At 51.0% G+C, this 15624-nt stretch carries 14 protein-coding genes; 4 read left to right on the forward strand and 10 right to left on the reverse strand.

The window, feature by feature from the left end; genetic code table 11:
• Positions 1 to 41: 41 nt before the first annotated feature.
• Positions 42 to 689, forward strand: a complete 648-nt coding sequence (locus ACR9FF_RS19445; protein WP_435163859.1) for an SIMPL domain-containing protein — start codon at positions 42 to 44, stop codon at positions 687 to 689.
• Between the two features lie 94 nt (positions 690 to 783).
• On the opposite strand, the gene ACR9FF_RS19450 is transcribed toward ACR9FF_RS19445, so the two are convergent.
• The 8 genes from ACR9FF_RS19450 to ACR9FF_RS19485 form a co-directional block, all read right to left on the reverse strand.
• Positions 784 to 1617: a carbohydrate ABC transporter permease gene (locus ACR9FF_RS19450; RefSeq protein WP_127497543.1), complete on the reverse strand. Its 834-nt coding sequence runs from the start codon at positions 1615 to 1617 to the stop codon at positions 784 to 786.
• A gap of 21 nt (positions 1618 to 1638) precedes the next feature.
• A complete protein-coding gene (locus ACR9FF_RS19455; protein ID WP_127497545.1) occupies positions 1639 to 2529 on the reverse strand; it encodes a carbohydrate ABC transporter permease in 891 nt (296 codons plus the stop codon).
• 84 nt (positions 2530 to 2613) lie between these two features.
• Complete coding sequence (locus ACR9FF_RS19460; RefSeq protein WP_127497547.1) at positions 2614 to 4068, reverse strand: ABC transporter substrate-binding protein; 1455 nt, start codon at positions 4066 to 4068, stop codon at positions 2614 to 2616.
• Positions 4069 to 4326: 258 nt separating this feature from the next.
• Positions 4327 to 5322, reverse strand: coding sequence for a DUF1835 domain-containing protein (locus ACR9FF_RS19465; RefSeq protein ID WP_435163864.1), 996 nt, complete (start codon positions 5320 to 5322; stop codon positions 4327 to 4329).
• 280 nt (positions 5323 to 5602) lie between these two features.
• On the reverse strand, positions 5603 to 7462 hold the full coding sequence (locus tag ACR9FF_RS19470; protein WP_435163867.1) for an ABC transporter ATP-binding protein: 1860 nt from the start codon (positions 7460 to 7462) through the stop codon (positions 5603 to 5605).
• Positions 7446 to 9200, reverse strand: a complete 1755-nt coding sequence (locus tag ACR9FF_RS19475) for an ABC transporter ATP-binding protein (RefSeq protein ID WP_127497559.1) — start codon at positions 9198 to 9200, stop codon at positions 7446 to 7448. Before ACR9FF_RS19475 ends, ACR9FF_RS19470 begins: the two co-directional genes overlap by 17 nt.
• A complete protein-coding gene (locus tag ACR9FF_RS19480) occupies positions 9197 to 9538 on the reverse strand; it encodes a hypothetical protein (RefSeq protein WP_127497562.1) in 342 nt (113 codons plus the stop codon). The genes ACR9FF_RS19475 and ACR9FF_RS19480 overlap by 4 nt, the downstream gene beginning before the upstream one ends.
• A 185-nt stretch (positions 9539 to 9723) precedes the next feature.
• Positions 9724 to 10647: an EamA family transporter gene (locus ACR9FF_RS19485; RefSeq protein ID WP_435172168.1), complete on the reverse strand. Its 924-nt coding sequence runs from the start codon at positions 10645 to 10647 to the stop codon at positions 9724 to 9726.
• 329 nt (positions 10648 to 10976) lie between these two features.
• Here ACR9FF_RS19485 and ACR9FF_RS19490 point away from each other — a divergent pair, with 329 nt between their 5' ends.
• Genes ACR9FF_RS19490 through ACR9FF_RS19500 form a run of 3 tightly spaced genes read left to right on the forward strand, consistent with a single transcriptional unit; the run spans position 10977 to position 13613 of the window.
• Positions 10977 to 11975: an ABC transporter ATP-binding protein gene (locus ACR9FF_RS19490; RefSeq protein WP_435163872.1), complete on the forward strand. Its 999-nt coding sequence runs from the start codon at positions 10977 to 10979 to the stop codon at positions 11973 to 11975.
• Positions 11972 to 12775, forward strand: coding sequence for an ABC transporter permease (locus ACR9FF_RS19495; protein ID WP_127497568.1), 804 nt, complete (start codon positions 11972 to 11974; stop codon positions 12773 to 12775). Before ACR9FF_RS19490 ends, ACR9FF_RS19495 begins: the two co-directional genes overlap by 4 nt.
• Positions 12759 to 13613 carry an ABC transporter permease gene (locus ACR9FF_RS19500; RefSeq protein WP_435163876.1) on the forward strand — a complete coding sequence of 285 codons (855 nt, stop codon included), beginning with the start codon at positions 12759 to 12761 and terminating at the stop codon, positions 13611 to 13613. Before ACR9FF_RS19495 ends, ACR9FF_RS19500 begins: the two co-directional genes overlap by 17 nt.
• 71 nt (positions 13614 to 13684) lie before the next feature.
• Here the strand turns inward: ACR9FF_RS19500 and ACR9FF_RS19505 are convergent, their stop codons facing one another.
• Together ACR9FF_RS19505 and ACR9FF_RS19510 are read right to left on the reverse strand one after the other, a co-directional pair.
• Positions 13685 to 14623 carry an ABC transporter permease gene (locus ACR9FF_RS19505; RefSeq protein WP_435163880.1) on the reverse strand — a complete coding sequence of 313 codons (939 nt, stop codon included), beginning with the start codon at positions 14621 to 14623 and terminating at the stop codon, positions 13685 to 13687.
• Positions 14616 to 15548, reverse strand: a complete 933-nt coding sequence (locus ACR9FF_RS19510; RefSeq protein WP_435163883.1) for an ABC transporter ATP-binding protein — start codon at positions 15546 to 15548, stop codon at positions 14616 to 14618. The genes ACR9FF_RS19505 and ACR9FF_RS19510 overlap by 8 nt, the downstream gene beginning before the upstream one ends.
• Positions 15549 to 15624: the final 76 nt, after the last annotated feature.

Raw genomic sequence — 15624 nt, forward strand, 5'->3', positions numbered from 1 at the left:
TATTAGTATTAGAGATTGCTTAGAGACGGAGGTCGTTCGACATGAAGGAACAAGCACAGACCTGTTGTGATTTTACTATCGAGGTTATGGGTGAAGGGGTGGCAACAGCCGTACCGGACGAAACCATCGTCACTCTTGGGGTTTCGGGAGAAAGCGACAGCCTTGGAACGCTTCAGACCGATCAGGCCAAGAACATAGATGCCATCATTCAAGCCATGCTTGCCCTTGGCGTGCCGCGGGAATCTATCTCCACCGCGCAATACTCCATTGAGCCGCAATACGATTTTATAGACGGAAAGCAAGTTTTCCGGGGATACAGAGCCGTACATCTGCTGCGAATTACGATAGACGGAGCGAAGGATGCGGGGCGCGTTATTGATGCGGCAGTCGCTCAAGGCGCCAATATGGTATCCGACGTAACGTTTCAAACCACTCATGCGGACGAAGCACGGCGAAAGGCATTAACGCTTGCCGTCCGCGATGCCGAAGCGAAGGCGCTTGCGATTGCCGCTACGCTTGGCGTCTCCCTCTCCTCCATTCCTTGCAAGGTTATGGAGTCGCCGGGAAACCGATTCGAGCCTGTCATGTTCAAAGCCGCTTCCGTTCCCGCCGGCGATGTCGGTACCACCATTGAACCCGGAACCTTAACGTTTAAAGCGTCCGTAAGAGTCTGGTATGTGTACGGCTGATAAAAACGGCTGCGCGGACAAAGACTCGCGCAGCCATTACTACCGCATTTAATAAACCTTCTTCATCAGGTCAATCACTTCGTCCAGCGAGAGACTACCCCTTCATACCGCCCTGCATGCTGAAGCCCTTGGACATAAAGCGCTGGGATAAGATATACAGAACGACCGACGGTATAGCGTACATAACGGAAAAAGCGGCTAATTTGCCGTAATCCGCCATGCCGTACTGCCCGAAGAATTGATAAATCTTGAGCGAAGCCGGGAAATTCTCCGGCGATTGAAGCAAAATGTACGGCACAAAGAAATTGCCCCAGCTGCCGGAGAAGGTGAAGATCGCAACCGTGCAGATGCCGGGAATCATCAGCGGGGCAACAACCTTCCTAATGCCGACAAACACGGAAGCTCCATCGATCCATGCCGCTTCTTCCAGCTCGGAGGGCACGGAATCCATGAAGTTTTTGAGCATCCATATGCCGTAAGGCATCGCCGAAGCGACAAAGAACAGGATAACGCCAAAAATATTGTTGTACAGCTTCAAGGTTAGAAACAGCTGATAGACCGGCACCATTACGGCAGTAATCGGCAAGGAAGTCATGAACAGGATCGTCAGCATAAAAGGCTTCTTGTATCTAAGTTGATAACGCGACAACGGATAAGCCGCCAGAAGTCCGAGTATAACGACCAATACGGCTTGGCTGCCGGACATCAGGAGGCCGATCAGAAAGGCACGCTGATTTTCTTTGTTGGTGAGTACATCAATATAATTGTTCCCCGTCAGATGAGTAGGCGTCTTAAGAGACTGCAGCGCGTTAGCATCTACGGATGCCACAAGCACCCATAGGAGCGGCAGCAGAAAGCAAATCCCAATAACCGTCAATATGGTATAGGGCAGCAATTGAAAAATCCATTTGCGTTGTTTTGCACTCATACAATTGTTCTCCTTGTCCGTTTACTCTTTCATGGAGCGGATATAGAACAAGCTTAGGATAATGCCGATGAACAGCAGCAATAAGGAGATAGCCGTGCCGTAACCAAGCTGGTAATTGACGAAAGCCTGATTGTACATAAAGATCGGGAGCGTGGTTGTAGACGTACCCGGTCCCCCGCCCGTCATCGCGTAAATGAGGCCAAACACGCCTAACGTCTGCAGCGTAACGAGCATCGCGTTAGTTGTAATGGAGTCCTTGATGTACGGAATGGTTACTCTCGTCAGCACCTGCCATTTCGAAGCCCCGTCCACAATGGCAGCCTCTTCGATTTCGCTGGGCACATCATCGAGGGCGGCCTGGAATACGAGCATCGAGAAGGCTGTCCCATGCCAAATATTCGCGAGAATAATCGTGATCATGGGTACCGTGTACAGCCAGGTAACTTCGGTGAAACCAAATGAGGTTATAATCGCGTTAAGCGTTCCTTCATCGGCGAAAAAGCTGTACAAGCATAAAGCGCACACGATTTCAGGCGTAACCCAGCCTGCCAATACGATAGTGCCGATAATTCTCCGGAACCATTTGTTTTTGTTTTTCATCAGCAGCGCAATCAGGAATCCCAAGACCTGCTGGCCGATAACGGCCGAACCAATCAGGAATACAAGCGTATTCCATATACTCGTCCGAACCGTAGGATCCTCGAACATGCGCGAATAGTTATCCAGGCCGACAAAATTCAGATTCTTGGCCGCTTCCCCGGTTAGAGCCAGGTTGGTAAAGGAATAGAATACGGTCAGCAGAATCGGGTAAATAAAAAACACAAGCATAATGGCCACGGAGGGCAGCAAAAAATACAGCCACGTCCATGTCCGCTTTCGCTTTGCGGCGCCATTTAAGGCTATACTGCTCATTCTCGTCTACCTCCTCCGCCTTCAGAAAAAAGGCTTGCTCAAGCATCCGCATCTGAGTGAAAGGCTTGAGCAAGCCATTTTCCATTATTTTTCTACCGTCTTATCCGCGCCGACGATACGCGTCACATCCTGCGCGTATTTGTTCGCCGCATCCTTCGCGGACGTACCGGAGGCAACGGACTCGACCATCGTCTGGATTTGCGTCGACACTTCCGGATATTTATCCTGCGCCGGGCGGAACTCGGCATTTTTCAAATAGTCGGTTGCGATTTGGTTAAACGGCATTTGGGTATATTCCGGATCCGAGCCTACGTCCGCTCGTACGGTAATATTGCCCGATGCGATAACCAGCTTTTTCGAGTTTTCTTTGTTCAGGGCGAATTTGATAACTTCCCATGCTTCGTCTTTATGCTGCGCGTTCGCAGGGATCGACAATGCCCAGCCGCCGGCAAGCGTGATGGAGCCAGGCGCCTGGCCTTTGCTTGTTGGCATTGGCGCGAAGCCGAGGACATCCTTGTATTCCGGCCATGGAGCGGCGCCGCCTTCCAGATAGTTGCCGGTAATCCAGGAGCCGTCGAGCGAGATCGCAAGCTTCCCTTGCGGCAAGTATTCGCGGGTAGACGTATTGCCCGCTTGACCGTTTAGAACCTTCGAGAGCGGCGGTCCAAGCTTTTCTTTGTTTATCGTTTGGATAAACGTGAGCGCATCGTTAATGCCTTGGCTTTTCGTAATCCATTTGCCGGTATCGTTATCGTAGAGTCTCTCGCCAGTGCCGTAGAGGAGCATTTCGTAAGTCTGCATGGAGGTCGCTTCGCCGGTTGCCTTCCCCATGTTCATCCAGATCGGCACGACGTCCGGAAGCTTGCTCTTGATGGTTCTCGCCGCATCCAGCACTTCATCCCAGTTCTTTGGTGCCCACTCTTCCGGCAATCCTGCTTTCTTGAAGAGCTCTTTGTTATACCAGAGACCCCTCGAATCCGTATTGTAAGGGACGCCGTATACTTTGCCGTCGCTGGCGGTAACGCCTTTTTTCAGCGCTTCGATGAAGGAGCCGTTCGTCCAGTCTTCCCATGCGCTTACTTTATCGTCGAGCGGCGTCAGATATCCCGCGCTAGCGTCTGAGTTCAGAATAAACGTATCCTCCGTTACGATATCCGGCGCGGTGTCTTTCGACTTGAGCGCGAGAGCAATCTTGGCGAAATAATCCCCTTCGGATGCCTGAATCGGAGTAGCCTTAATCTCTATGCTTTTATCCGGGAAGTTCTCGGCAAGCTGTTGAATCCATTTGTACATGACGCCTTGCTCGCCAATGCCGTCATCGCGATAGGTGATCGTAATGACTTTTTTCTCCGTATTTCCCGTTGTGCCCCCGTCGTTTGTTTGACCGGCATTCGTCTCTTTCGTGCCTGTGTCAGCCGAAGTGCTTGGACTGTTGCTTGGCGTGTTTGTGTTGTTCGCGTTATTCGAACAGGCAAACAGCAGCGTCGAACAGAGAACAAGCGATGTGGAAATCGACCAGAAACTTTTACCGCGACCCATCGTAATCCCTCCCTATTAGTCAACCACCCTTGGTTAAGCGCTTCCATGCGGTTATAGTTCATAGATATTTATCTACCTCCACCTTTATTCGATGAAAATCGGAAGATTTGACTATAAAATTGCGACATAAAACTATATTTAAATGACTTCCGAAAATCGCTTCAAATAATGGCGCACCATGGCACGAAAAAAAGAGCTCCGGCACTTGTCGTCCGAAGCTCTGAATCCATTATCGTTTTTTATGATGCTCTCACTTCGTTATCCAAGCTTAATGGAATACTGATATAACGCACCCGGAAGCCCTCTGAATTCGAAGACTCCATTGCTGATTAAGCTCCACATCCTGTATTCGATAAAGCCATCTCCAATGACCTGATTAAAATGCTCGAATACCTTCGCTACAACCGTTCCGGCTTTCACGAATCCTTCTTCGTCTCCGCTTTCTTGAACGGCTGATACCGCGGCAGATACAATAATCCCGTCAATCGCCTCGATCTCGCTGCCTTTAATCTCTCCGCCCTGCCAAAGGCGAAGCTCGTAATCTGAATTCGATAGTTCTTCCCATTCCGCCATATATTGCTGCCGTTCCCGCGAAGATAGATGTCTCGCATTTTCATAGTTGCTTACCATATCGCGATAGACTTCCGGATCAACATAAGCTTGCGCAATTGGAGGGACCGTCATATCGCGAAGGCTCTCCGAAAAGTTAACGAGCTGAACCGGCTGCTGCCGATCCTTTAACAAGTGCATAACGAGCCGCACTCCCGTCTGGTCATGCGAATTATCGGAGCACCATACGATAATGCATTTCTCCTGGGGAATGGCTTTTATTTCCTCTATCATGTGGTCCAATTGCGATTCTCTATTGCGATCATTCAAAACTCGGAACGGAGAAAACCGATCCAGCATCCATCGCTGCCTATTCCGTTGTCCTTCCGGCTGTTCCAAATGCTTGATTGGCCCAATCGAGAACAGGTCATTAAATGCGACTACTTTATTTTCATGCCTTCTGCCGATTTGACTAAGCGCAACTTTCAAAGAACCCGCATCCGAAAGACTAAATACAATATGTACATGACGTTGAAGCCGCTCAATCTCCTCGCGCTTCGAACGTGCTTCTGCAATCCGGTCATCTATAGCTTGCAAAAGCTTGCCTGAATCGGAGCTTGCCTCTGCTTCATTAATTAATTCATTTAATAGAATACGAAGCTCCCATTCATTAAGCTCATTGATAGAATCTTTGTAACGGTTCATCTATTCCACCTCTCACACTACTCTACCATAAATTTCTAGAAGGATACAAAAAAGGCCGTGATGCATCCCAAGCGGATACTCACGGCATTTCTATCAAGAGGCTAGTTTCATCGAACTTTTTGCAACGTATTTGCCGGACAAGAAACACACCAGCGGTCCCATGACCACCAATTGAAGCGGAAAGGCCAGCATATAATTGTGAAGGACTATCGTGAAAATAATCGCAAAAAAAGCTGAAGCTCTCTTCGATAAGAGCTTCAGCTTTTTCATTTTCGCGCGATTAAGGGATCGTCTGCGCTTCCGGCGAGGTTTCTTCCGAGGCTGCTGCCGCCTCGCCTTGCGAGTGGCGGTACAGCTCCTCGTACACGCCTTGCTGCTCAATCAGCTCGGCATGAGTTCCCGATTCGACGATTGTTCCGTGACTAAGCACGATAATCCGATCCGCATGCATTATGGTGGACAAGCGGTGGGCGATCACGATCGTCGTCCGGCCCTCGGATACGACCTGCAGCGCTCGTTGAATTAGCTGCTCCGTCTGGGAATCGAGGTTCGCCGTCGCTTCGTCGAGAATCAGAATCTTAGGACGGAACACGATAATTCGGGCAAAAGAAATTAGCTGCCGCTCGCCGGCGGATAGCCCGCTGCCGCGTTCGGACAGCTTCGTCTCGTAGCCGCCAGGCATACGGTTAATCAGCTGGTCCGCTCCGACAAATTCGCAGGCGCGGATAACGTCTTCGCTGGAGATCGACTCGTCAAACATCCGAACATTATCGATAATGCTTCCCGCATACAGATAAGGCTCCTGCTGAACCAGACCTACAATCCGGTGAAGCTCTGCCTGCGGGATATGCCGGACATCGTTCCCGTCAATTTGGACGCTGCCCTCGTTCACGTCATAGAACCGGCATAACAAGCTCATAAGCGAGCTTTTGCCCGCGCCTGTTGTACCCACGATGCCGACCATCTCGCCGGGACGGATATGCAGATCAAGTCCCCGGAAGATTGGAGTGCCGTTCCCGTAGCTGAATGAGATTTTGTTATAATCCACACGACCCTGAACGGCGTCATGGTTTATTTTCACAGGTTTGGCCGCATCTTTGATTTCGGGCTCGACATCGAGAACGCCCCAAATCCGGTTGACCGCTACCGTAGCGGACTGCAGCGTGTTCCACTGCTGGGTGATGGCATTGATCGGCTGGAAGAACTGCCGGATGTAAGTAATAAAAGCGTACAAGACGCCAAACTCCATCGTATGCCCTAGCACAGCCTTCCCCCCGGTCCAGACAACGAAAGCAATGGTCAGGTTCCCGAGCAGATCGAAGGTCCGGTTAAACGTAACCGCCGTACGGATCTCGCGGACATTAGCCTTGAAATAATCCTCGTTCCGCTCCTTGTACAATTCGCCCTGCGCCTTTTGCTGATGGAAGACTTGAATGAGGCTCATGCCCGCCAGATTCTCCGCCACAAACGCCACAAGGCGGGACAAGCGCGTCCGCGCCATCTGATACGTCGTGCGCATGAAGGACCGGAAACCAATCGCGATAAGCGCAATAATCGGCAGCAAAAGCAGACAGTACAGCCCTAGCGTCGTATCCAAATAAAACATCATGACCAGAATGGAAACCAACGTCAAGCCATCTCTCAGCAGGGTCAGCAATACCTGGTTGAAAAACTGGTTAACCGCCTCGGTATCGCTCGAAACATGCGTAATGAGGCTGCCGCCGGACGTTTTATCGAAGTAAGACATCGACAGCTTGGTAATATGCTCAAACAGCTGTTTCCGGATGCGGGCTACGATGCTCTGGCCGGCATCCTGCAGCAAATTATTTTGCAAATAGGTAAACAACAAGCTTGAGAGGGATAAGCCGAGATAAATCGCACAGATCGCAATCAAGCTGCCGTAATCGTTCTTGCCCACCATGAGGTTATCGTCAATCGCGATTTTGACCAAATAAGGCTGGAACAGCTCGGAGGCAATCGCAATAATCGTACAAATGGCTACCAGCGTAAACGTCTTCCGGTGCGGACTAATATAAGATTTCAATATGCGAAAAGCGGACTTGTATTGCGGCTTAGGCTGCTTGCCATTGCCATTGCCGGACTTCTGGTCCATCTGCCAGTTGTTAACGGCTGTCGGCATATTGGCTTCCCTCCTCTTGAATCGCATGGAGCTCGGCATAAGGTCCAGGTTCCGCAAGCAGCTTCTCATGCTTGCCCCGCTGAACGATCTTCCCTTCATCCAATACGATGATGAGATCCGCATGCTTCAAAGCGCTGAGCCGGTGCGCGATAATAATGGTTGTTTTTCCTTGACGCTCCTTCTGAATCGTGTGCACGATCTCGGATTCGGTCACCGCGTCGACGGCGCTGACGCTGTCATCCAGGATCATAAGAGGTGCCTGCATGATAAAGCCGCGCGCCAGACTTGTTCGCTGACGCTGCCCGCCGGATAACGTGACGCCCCTCTCTCCCAGCTTCGTCTCGAAGCCTTCCGGGAACTCCGCAATATTGTCGTAAATACGTGCCTGCTTGGCTGCAGCATGAATCTCGCCCTGACCGGCCTGCCGACGTGCAAAAGCAATATTCTCGCCAATCGTTGTGCTGAACAGGAAGCCGTCCTGAGGGACGTAAGCAATCTGCGTGCGCAGGCTCTCAAGCGTGACTTCGCGAATGTCCTCGGATCCGACATGAATGGCGCCTGCCGGCGGATCATATACCCGGAGCAGCTGCTTGACAAGCGTTGTTTTGCCGCTGCCCGTACGCCCTACGATGCCAAGCGTCATTCCGGGTTGAATCACAAGGTCAATATGCTGCAGCGAAGGCTGTGAAGCACCGGGGTAAGTAAACGTCAAATCCTTCATGCGAATCGGACTTGCGGACAGATTAACCGCTGCCGCATGGTCGGTCTCCACGATATCCGGCTGAACCGCGATTAATTCGTTAAGCCGCTGCAAGGATGCGCGCGACCGCTGAACCGTATTGATAACGTTGCCAATTTGCTGCAGCGGGTTCATCAGCATCCGTACGTACAGTGTCAGCGCAACGAAATTACCAAGCGAAATATCTCCTTGTATCGTTAAGTAACCGCCGTAAGCCAGCGACACAATAAGAGACAGGTTCCCGAGGAAAGGCACCGTTGCCTGGAACAAAGAGCTGATCCGTACCAGCGACAGCTGGTTGGTCTTGATCTGATCGACCTTGGCGCCAAACCGCTCAATCATAATAGGCTCCACTGCAAACTTTTTCGTAACACGGATACCGCCGAACTGCTCCTCGGCCGACTCCGTCATCGTGCCAAGCGCCTCCTGCACTTTGCGTGAACGCTGACGGATAACCGGACCAATCTTGATGACGATCCAAGGAATGAAGATAAGCGGCCCCACGGAAGCAGCGATGAGATAAAGCGGAATATCGCTAAGAATCATCGCTCCAACGCAGGAGACCAGAAGCATGGAGGCCATAGCCGTCTGGTTGATGCCCATCGAGATGGATTCCCGGACGCCGGTTACGTCGTTCATGAAGTAGTTGAGCATTTTGCCGACGCCGTTCTTCGAATAATAGTGCTCGCTAAGACCGGAAAAATGAGTAAATAGACGACGACGGGTCATGTACTCGAACAACCGTCCGACATACATGACCAGGTATTGACCGTATCCTCCCAGCAGGGCATATCCCGCTCCAATCAGAACCAGCATCAAGCTGAAGTGCGCAACATCCTGGGAGCCAAGCTCTCCGCCCTTCAGCTTATCCGTAAAGTCCCCAAGCACCTTTGGGAAATAAGCGAATACGATACTCGCTGCCGCATGAAGGGTGAACGATCCGAGATAGATATGCCAGGTCTGCCTGAAATACGGCTTTAACACACCTTCTGACTTCAAGACTCATCACTTCCATTAGTGGATTCGGAGCTGCTCTCTTCCCCAGCCGTAGCCTCTTCGGAAGGAACGTCTTCCTCAGGCAGCTCGTGTAGCTGAAATACGTGAATAAACTCTTCCATAATGGCTTCCGTCGCCTTCAATTCGCCGCTGATTACCGGTTTAATCGCTTCGAAAGCCGGATCATTCAGCTGGCGCAGCAGCGTTGTGCGGGTAATCGTAAGCTTCTCGAGAAAAGCAAGCGCCCTGCCGCGGCGAAACGTCTGCGCCTTGCCTCCGTCCCGATTCTTGCAATCCTCCTTGAAGGGATGCCTGCCTCTGTGTCCTTGCCCGTTACGCAAATTCTATGCCTCCTTCAGTTGTTGTATACGTTCGTATACATTTCTCTTTATGTATACAAATGTATACACATCATAAATGACTGTCAAGTTATAATTTTCAAATAATTAACAGTTGATTCGTTGCGGCATTAAAAAAAGCGCCACCCAGGTTCGAGAACCCGGATGACGCTAAGCTGTTTCTTTCGTTAAGCTATTAACCGCAAAAATAAAATGCCGCCAAACGCGCATGCCATTCCGGTAATTTCAAGCCTCGTGAAGCTTTCCTTCACCACGAACCGGGTATAAAGCAGTACGATCAATACATTCAAAGCGGTAACTGCGGAGACCAGCCCTGCCTTGCCATGATCAAAGGCCGTGACAATCATCATCATGCCTACCGCGTTGGTTGTGCCGACCAGCATTCCGGTCAGGTAAGTGCGTCGCTCACTCCACGTTTTGCCCGGATTCCGTCCATCCTCTGCGGCAGCTGCCACGGTTACCTCGGGTGCTTCAGCCGCTGCAGCCAAGCCGTATCTCCTTGCCGCAAGGCGGTCCTTCAGCCACCAAATACCATAGCAAATGGAGCCGGAGGCAAACATAAAGAACAACGTAGGGAACAGCGGCGCCTCAAGCTTGGTTGACCAGGAGCCGGACAAGTCGTTGCAGGCGAACATGACGAGAGACAGAAGTCCCCATTGCGCGCCTTGAAGATTTTTGAGCGACAAATCATTGGAGTAACGGACAAGCAAAATCCCCGCCACGATAACTACAAAGGCGGCCAGCTGGGTATATTTAAGCGCTTCTCCCCACATCAGGTACGCCCCTATGACAACCAGCACGGCAGGAAGTGCCGTAATAATCGCGACAAGCGAGGCTTTTCCGACGGCAAAGCCCTTGAACATGCTGGCATTCGCGACAAAGGAAAACACGCCCATCTGAATACCCACCAGAACTGTCGTCGGCCAAGGCTGACCGGACCATACGGCTGTAATTCCGCATATTACTGCCCCCATCGAGAACGCGCCGCATAGCAGCACGGTCCGGCTTAACGGTAGCTGGCTTGTATAGTGATACAATATTCCTCTTAATCCAAAGCATAGGGCGGCAAGCCCTGCAAATAAAATCCACATCACGTAAGCGGTCCCCTTCCCATTCTTCTAATCTTAGACAGGAAACCGCCATGTGGCAATGCTCTCGCTGGATAAAAATTCGCAAGCAAAATAGCTGTTGCCACACCTGACGTATCATGTTAATATGTGGAAAACGTTTTTCGGAAGGGCTTCTAGGGATCCGACTCCATTAGGATGGCGAACCAAGCGAAGCCGGCTTGCGCGGGTAGACGCCAAGCTACACCGTGAGGAATAAAAGACCTTCGGAAAGTTCCGCCTGCAAGACTAGGGCGAGACTTTGCGAGGGTCTTTCCTTTTTTTGCAGGAAAAATAACAAAGGGGTGCGTAAAGTGAGGTCTATCGAGGTTGAGCAGTTGGAGAAGATCTTTCAAGTCAAGAAAAAGCAAGCCGGTCTTGCGGGCAGTCTCAAGTCGTTGATTAAGCCGCATTATGCCGGCAAAGCCGCCGTTGAAGGCATTACGTTCTCCGTCGATCAAGGAGAAACGGTCGCTTTCCTCGGTCCAAACGGAGCGGGCAAATCAACAACGATCAAAATGCTGACCGGCATTCTTCATCCAACCTCCGGAAAGGCGGAAGTGTTGGACTGTTGTCCGTGGACGGAACGGTCAAAGCTGGCTTACCGAATCGGCTCCGTATTCGGACAGAAGTCGCAGCTGTGGTACCATCTCCCGCCGCTCGATACCTTTGAGCTGATGAGCCGGATTTACGAGCTCCGCCGGGAGGATTACAAGGCGCGGCGCGACAATCTGATCGAACGGTTCGAGCTTGGCCCTTACTTGCACACCCCCGTGCGGAAGCTGTCCCTGGGGGAACGGATGCGCTGCGAGATTGCCGCTTCTCTCATTCACCGTCCGCAGGCTTTGTTTCTCGATGAACCAACGATTGGACTGGACGCTGTCGTCAAGCAAAGAATCCGCGAGCTGATTCTGGAGATGAACCGCGAAGAAGGCACGACGATCTTCCTTACCTCCCATGATGCCGGCGACGTCGAGAAACTATGCGACCGCGCGATTGTAATTAATCATGGGGGACTCGTGTTTGACGGGCGGGTCGACTTCATGAAGCAGCAGTTTCTGACGCATAAGACGGTCCAGCTCCTCCTGGAGGACGATCCGGGGCATATGGCGCTTGAAGGCGTTGAGGTGCTGAGCCGGGACGGATCGCGCTTGACGCTTAGCGTTGACACCGGACTTACAACGATCGAATCCGTCCTGTCCGCCTTGATGGCAAGCCACCGTATCGTCGATATGACCGTTCAGGATCCGCCGATGGAGGATATTATCACAAGGATGTACGGGACGTTCCGCGCGAAGGAGGCGGTTATGTGATCAGTCTCTCCAAGCCGGCGAAATATGTGTTTATCGGTAAAATCACGCTGCGCAGCCAGCTGGCCTACGTCGTTGATTTTCTGATACGGTCCGTGTTTTTGCTGTTGATCTTATATATTTTCATGCAGTTATGGCAAACGACGTTTGCGGGAGAAGGAACCGCAACGATTAACGGCTATACCTTTAAACAGATGATGTGGTATCTCGTCTTTACCGAATCCATGGTTCTCGCCACTCCAAGTCTCAGTACCCGGATCGAAGAGGAAGTGAAAAGCGGCGACGTTGCCTTCAAGCTCATCCGGCCGGTTAGCTTCATTGCGTTCCATTATGCCGAATATATGAGCGAGGTAGCTATCCGCTACGTTATAAACCTGATACTGGGCTCGGCGATTGGCTTGCTGCTTGTTGGTCCCCTGCCTGTCGGCATCGGCCTTGCTTGGCTTCCGGTTATGGCGCTTGGCGGGTTCACCGTTAATTTCATGCTCGGCATGCTTGTTGCCCTTAGCGCTTTTTGGGTGGAGGAAACTCGCGGGCTCGAGTTCGTGTATAACAAAATTTTGTTTACGATAGGCGGGATGCTGATGCCGTTAGAGCTGTTTCCGGAGAGCTTGCAGCGAATCGGACACTGGCTGCCTTTTCAGACCGTCGTTTATTTTCCGGCCCGTACGGCGGTTGGCATGCATCTTGGCGAAATTTCCCACGCCCTTGCCATACAGTGGCTGTGGGTGATCCTTATTGGAGCGATGGTATGGCTGTTATACCGGAAAGGGGTGCGAAAGCTCAATGTTAATGGCGGATAACAAATTGCATAAGGGTCATGCGGGCATATCCGAGCATGACCAGCCGGGCAAGCTTAAGCGCCTGCTCCGGTTTACGGCGGCAAGCTGGAGGCTTAACCTGGCGGGCGCCATGGAATTCCGATTCAGCTTCCTCCTGACGGTTGGTTCCATGATCGTTAATAATATCGTGTGGATTATATTCTGGGGTATGTACTTCAAACGGTTCCCCGTGCTTAATGGCTGGACGCTTCAGGATGTCATGATGATGTGGGCGGCCGCGTCGGGCGGATTCGGAATCATGTCCGTTTTCTTCGGCAACGCAACCCGGCTTGCCAATCTGATCGCTACCGGACAGCTGGATGTCTACCTGGCTCAGCCTAAGCCGGTGCTTCTGAACGTGCTGATCAGCCGCATGTCGGTTAGCGCGATTGGCGATCTGCTGTTTGCGATATTCATCTTTGCAGGGTTTGGCGATGTCTCCCCGGTTGGAATCGTTAAATTTACGGCAGCGCTGCTTATTTCGGGCATGATCTTTATTTTCTTCTGCGTGATTGCCGGCTGTCTCTCCTTCTGGCTTGGCAATACGGAAGGATTAAGCTTTCAGCTGTTTAACGCGCTGCTCGTCTTTGCCACATACCCGACGGCTATATTCAAAGGGTTCGGCCGGCTTGTCTTGTTCACCGTTATTCCGGCCGGCTTCATCAGCAGCATGCCGGTATCGTTCATTCGCGAGCTTGATCTTCCCTTCTTGTACGGCGCATTAGGCATGACAGCTCTTTTGTGCGCCGGAGGGATTCTGCTCTTTTATCGAGGCTTAAGAAGATATACGTCGGGCAATATGATGGGGTTAAGGCGTTAACTTTTAAACTTAACAAGGAAAGAGAAAAAGATCGAACCTCGGAACATCCGGACGTTCGATCTTTTTTTGCTTTAAGCCGCCACGTCTCTTCGCGTGAACATCAGCCAGGATATAAGATTAAAGACCAGGAAGTAGGCAACAAGAACGATAATGGAGAAGGAAAGCGTCATTCCGTCCTGGAAAGGCCTGCCCTCCAAATACTGCGTTAGATCCGTATTAGCGAATAACAGGTATTTGCTCCACTCATACCGTTGCAGCAACTGCAATAATATATTGCCCGCAAACAAAATTCCGATGGAAAATCCGATGGACATCGCGCTGCTGCGGAAAGCGGACGAGATCATAAACGCTATCGTGACATACATAATGGTAGACACGCCATTAAGCATATACGTTTCCCAGAGATGAAGAAACATGTTTTTTTCGGTGATATGCCCATCCTTTATGCTAACCAAGGGCAGATCCATATCGTGAAAGCCATACAGAATCCCGTTCAGCACAACGGATAGGACAAACAACGTAAGCAGCAGGACCATGCTGAACAATAGGATAGAGATATATTTGGAGATAAGGATTCTAATCCGGCTGGCCGGACGTATGAGCAGCAGCTTGATGGTGCCGGTTGCGAATTCGCTGGCTACGATATCTCCCGCAATGATGATGGTAAAAAGAGTGATTAATATGCCGAGATTCGACGACTCGTTAATCCCATCCCAAATCGTTCCTTTTGTCGTGCGGATATTATGCTCAAGATGATAGTCGATGACAGCAATCCTGTCCTCGTAGGAAGTCCGGTTCTCTTCATTCACGCCGGAGCTTTTGAGATGATCGCTCCACATTTGCTTCTCTTGCGTCAGTTCCGCCCTCCAGCCTTCGCCTTGAGCATCCTTCCCGTCATGCCACATCATGATGTTGCCGAAGATGACAAAGGCAGCCATAAGCCCGATAAGGACCCAGGTCCGAGTCCTTCTGTAGATTTTCATATTTTCGTTAAGCACCAAATTAAACAAGCTGCCCACCTCCCGTTAATTCCAGGAACCCATCCTCTAAGGAACGGCGCACCTTTTGCACCCCGTATACGCGAATATGATTACGGACAAGCTCTTCCAAAATATCCGGTACGCGTTCCCTCTCCGCCGTCAGCTCGATAAGCCCTTCTTCCGTGACGGTAAGCCCCTGCACTCCGGCAACCAACTTTATAACAGCCATAGCCTGATCCGGCAGATGCGCATCAATCTGATAGGTTTGGACCGGATCGTTCCCTTGGGTAAAATAATCAATCGGCTTCACGTCAATCAGCTTGCCCCGCTGAAGAATGGCGACACGGTCGCACATCAGCTCCATCTCCGAGAGCAGATGGCTGGAGACAACGACCGTAATGCCTTCCGTACGGGTCAAGTGCCGCAAATAATCGCGCAGCTCGCGAATGCCCTCCGGGTCGAGACCGTTTGTAGGCTCATCCAGAATCAATAAGGACGGCCTATGCAGCAAAGCTTGCGCTACGCCAAGCCGCTGGCGCATGCCGAGCGAGTACTTTCGGACCTTTTCATGAATGCGGCTTTCCAGCTTTACGAGTGAAACAACCTCATCGATCCGTTCCTTAGTCACGCCAGGGATCATACGGGCATAATGGACAAGGTTATGGTAGCCGCTCAAATACTTGTACATCTCCGGATTTTCCACAATGGCGCCGACATGCCGGATGGCCTGCTCGAAATCCGTCTTAATATTTTTCCCCTTAATGAGAATTTGACCTTTTGTAATCGACATCAAGCCCACAATCATGCGGATGGTCGTCGTCTTGCCGGCGCCGTTTGGACCAAGGAAACCGAATATTTCGCCTTCCGGCACGTCAAACGTAAGATCGTCGATAATGTTTTTTCTCCCTATCCGCTTTGTTACATTCTGCAGACGGATAACAGGTTCGTTGCTCATAGATTCGATAGCCTCCCAGACTATAAATATTGCAATAGATAATCGTCTAGATATTATCATGGTATTTATTGTTTTG

The sequence above is a fragment of the Paenibacillus glycanilyticus genome (assembly GCF_051200795.1).
In the GTDB taxonomy this organism is placed as follows: domain Bacteria; phylum Bacillota; class Bacilli; order Paenibacillales; family Paenibacillaceae; genus Pristimantibacillus; species Pristimantibacillus glycanilyticus.

Coding starts and splice junctions, on each gene's coding strand:
- ACR9FF_RS19445 (WP_435163859.1), top strand. CDS start 42: ATGAAGGAACAAGCACAGACCTGTTGTGATTTTACTATCGAGGTTATG.
- ACR9FF_RS19450 (WP_127497543.1), bottom strand. CDS start 1,617: ATGAGTGCAAAACAACGCAAATGGATTTTTCAATTGCTGCCCTATACC.
- ACR9FF_RS19455 (WP_127497545.1), bottom strand. CDS start 2,529: ATGAGCAGTATAGCCTTAAATGGCGCCGCAAAGCGAAAGCGGACATGG.
- ACR9FF_RS19460 (WP_127497547.1), bottom strand. CDS start 4,068: ATGGGTCGCGGTAAAAGTTTCTGGTCGATTTCCACATCGCTTGTTCTC.
- ACR9FF_RS19465 (WP_435163864.1), bottom strand. CDS start 5,322: ATGAACCGTTACAAAGATTCTATCAATGAGCTTAATGAATGGGAGCTT.
- ACR9FF_RS19470 (WP_435163867.1), bottom strand. CDS start 7,462: ATGCCGACAGCCGTTAACAACTGGCAGATGGACCAGAAGTCCGGCAAT.
- ACR9FF_RS19485 (WP_435172168.1), bottom strand. CDS start 10,647: ATGTGGATTTTATTTGCAGGGCTTGCCGCCCTATGCTTTGGATTAAGA.
- ACR9FF_RS19500 (WP_435163876.1), top strand. CDS start 12,759: ATGTTAATGGCGGATAACAAATTGCATAAGGGTCATGCGGGCATATCC.
- ACR9FF_RS19510 (WP_435163883.1), bottom strand. CDS start 15,548: ATGAGCAACGAACCTGTTATCCGTCTGCAGAATGTAACAAAGCGGATA.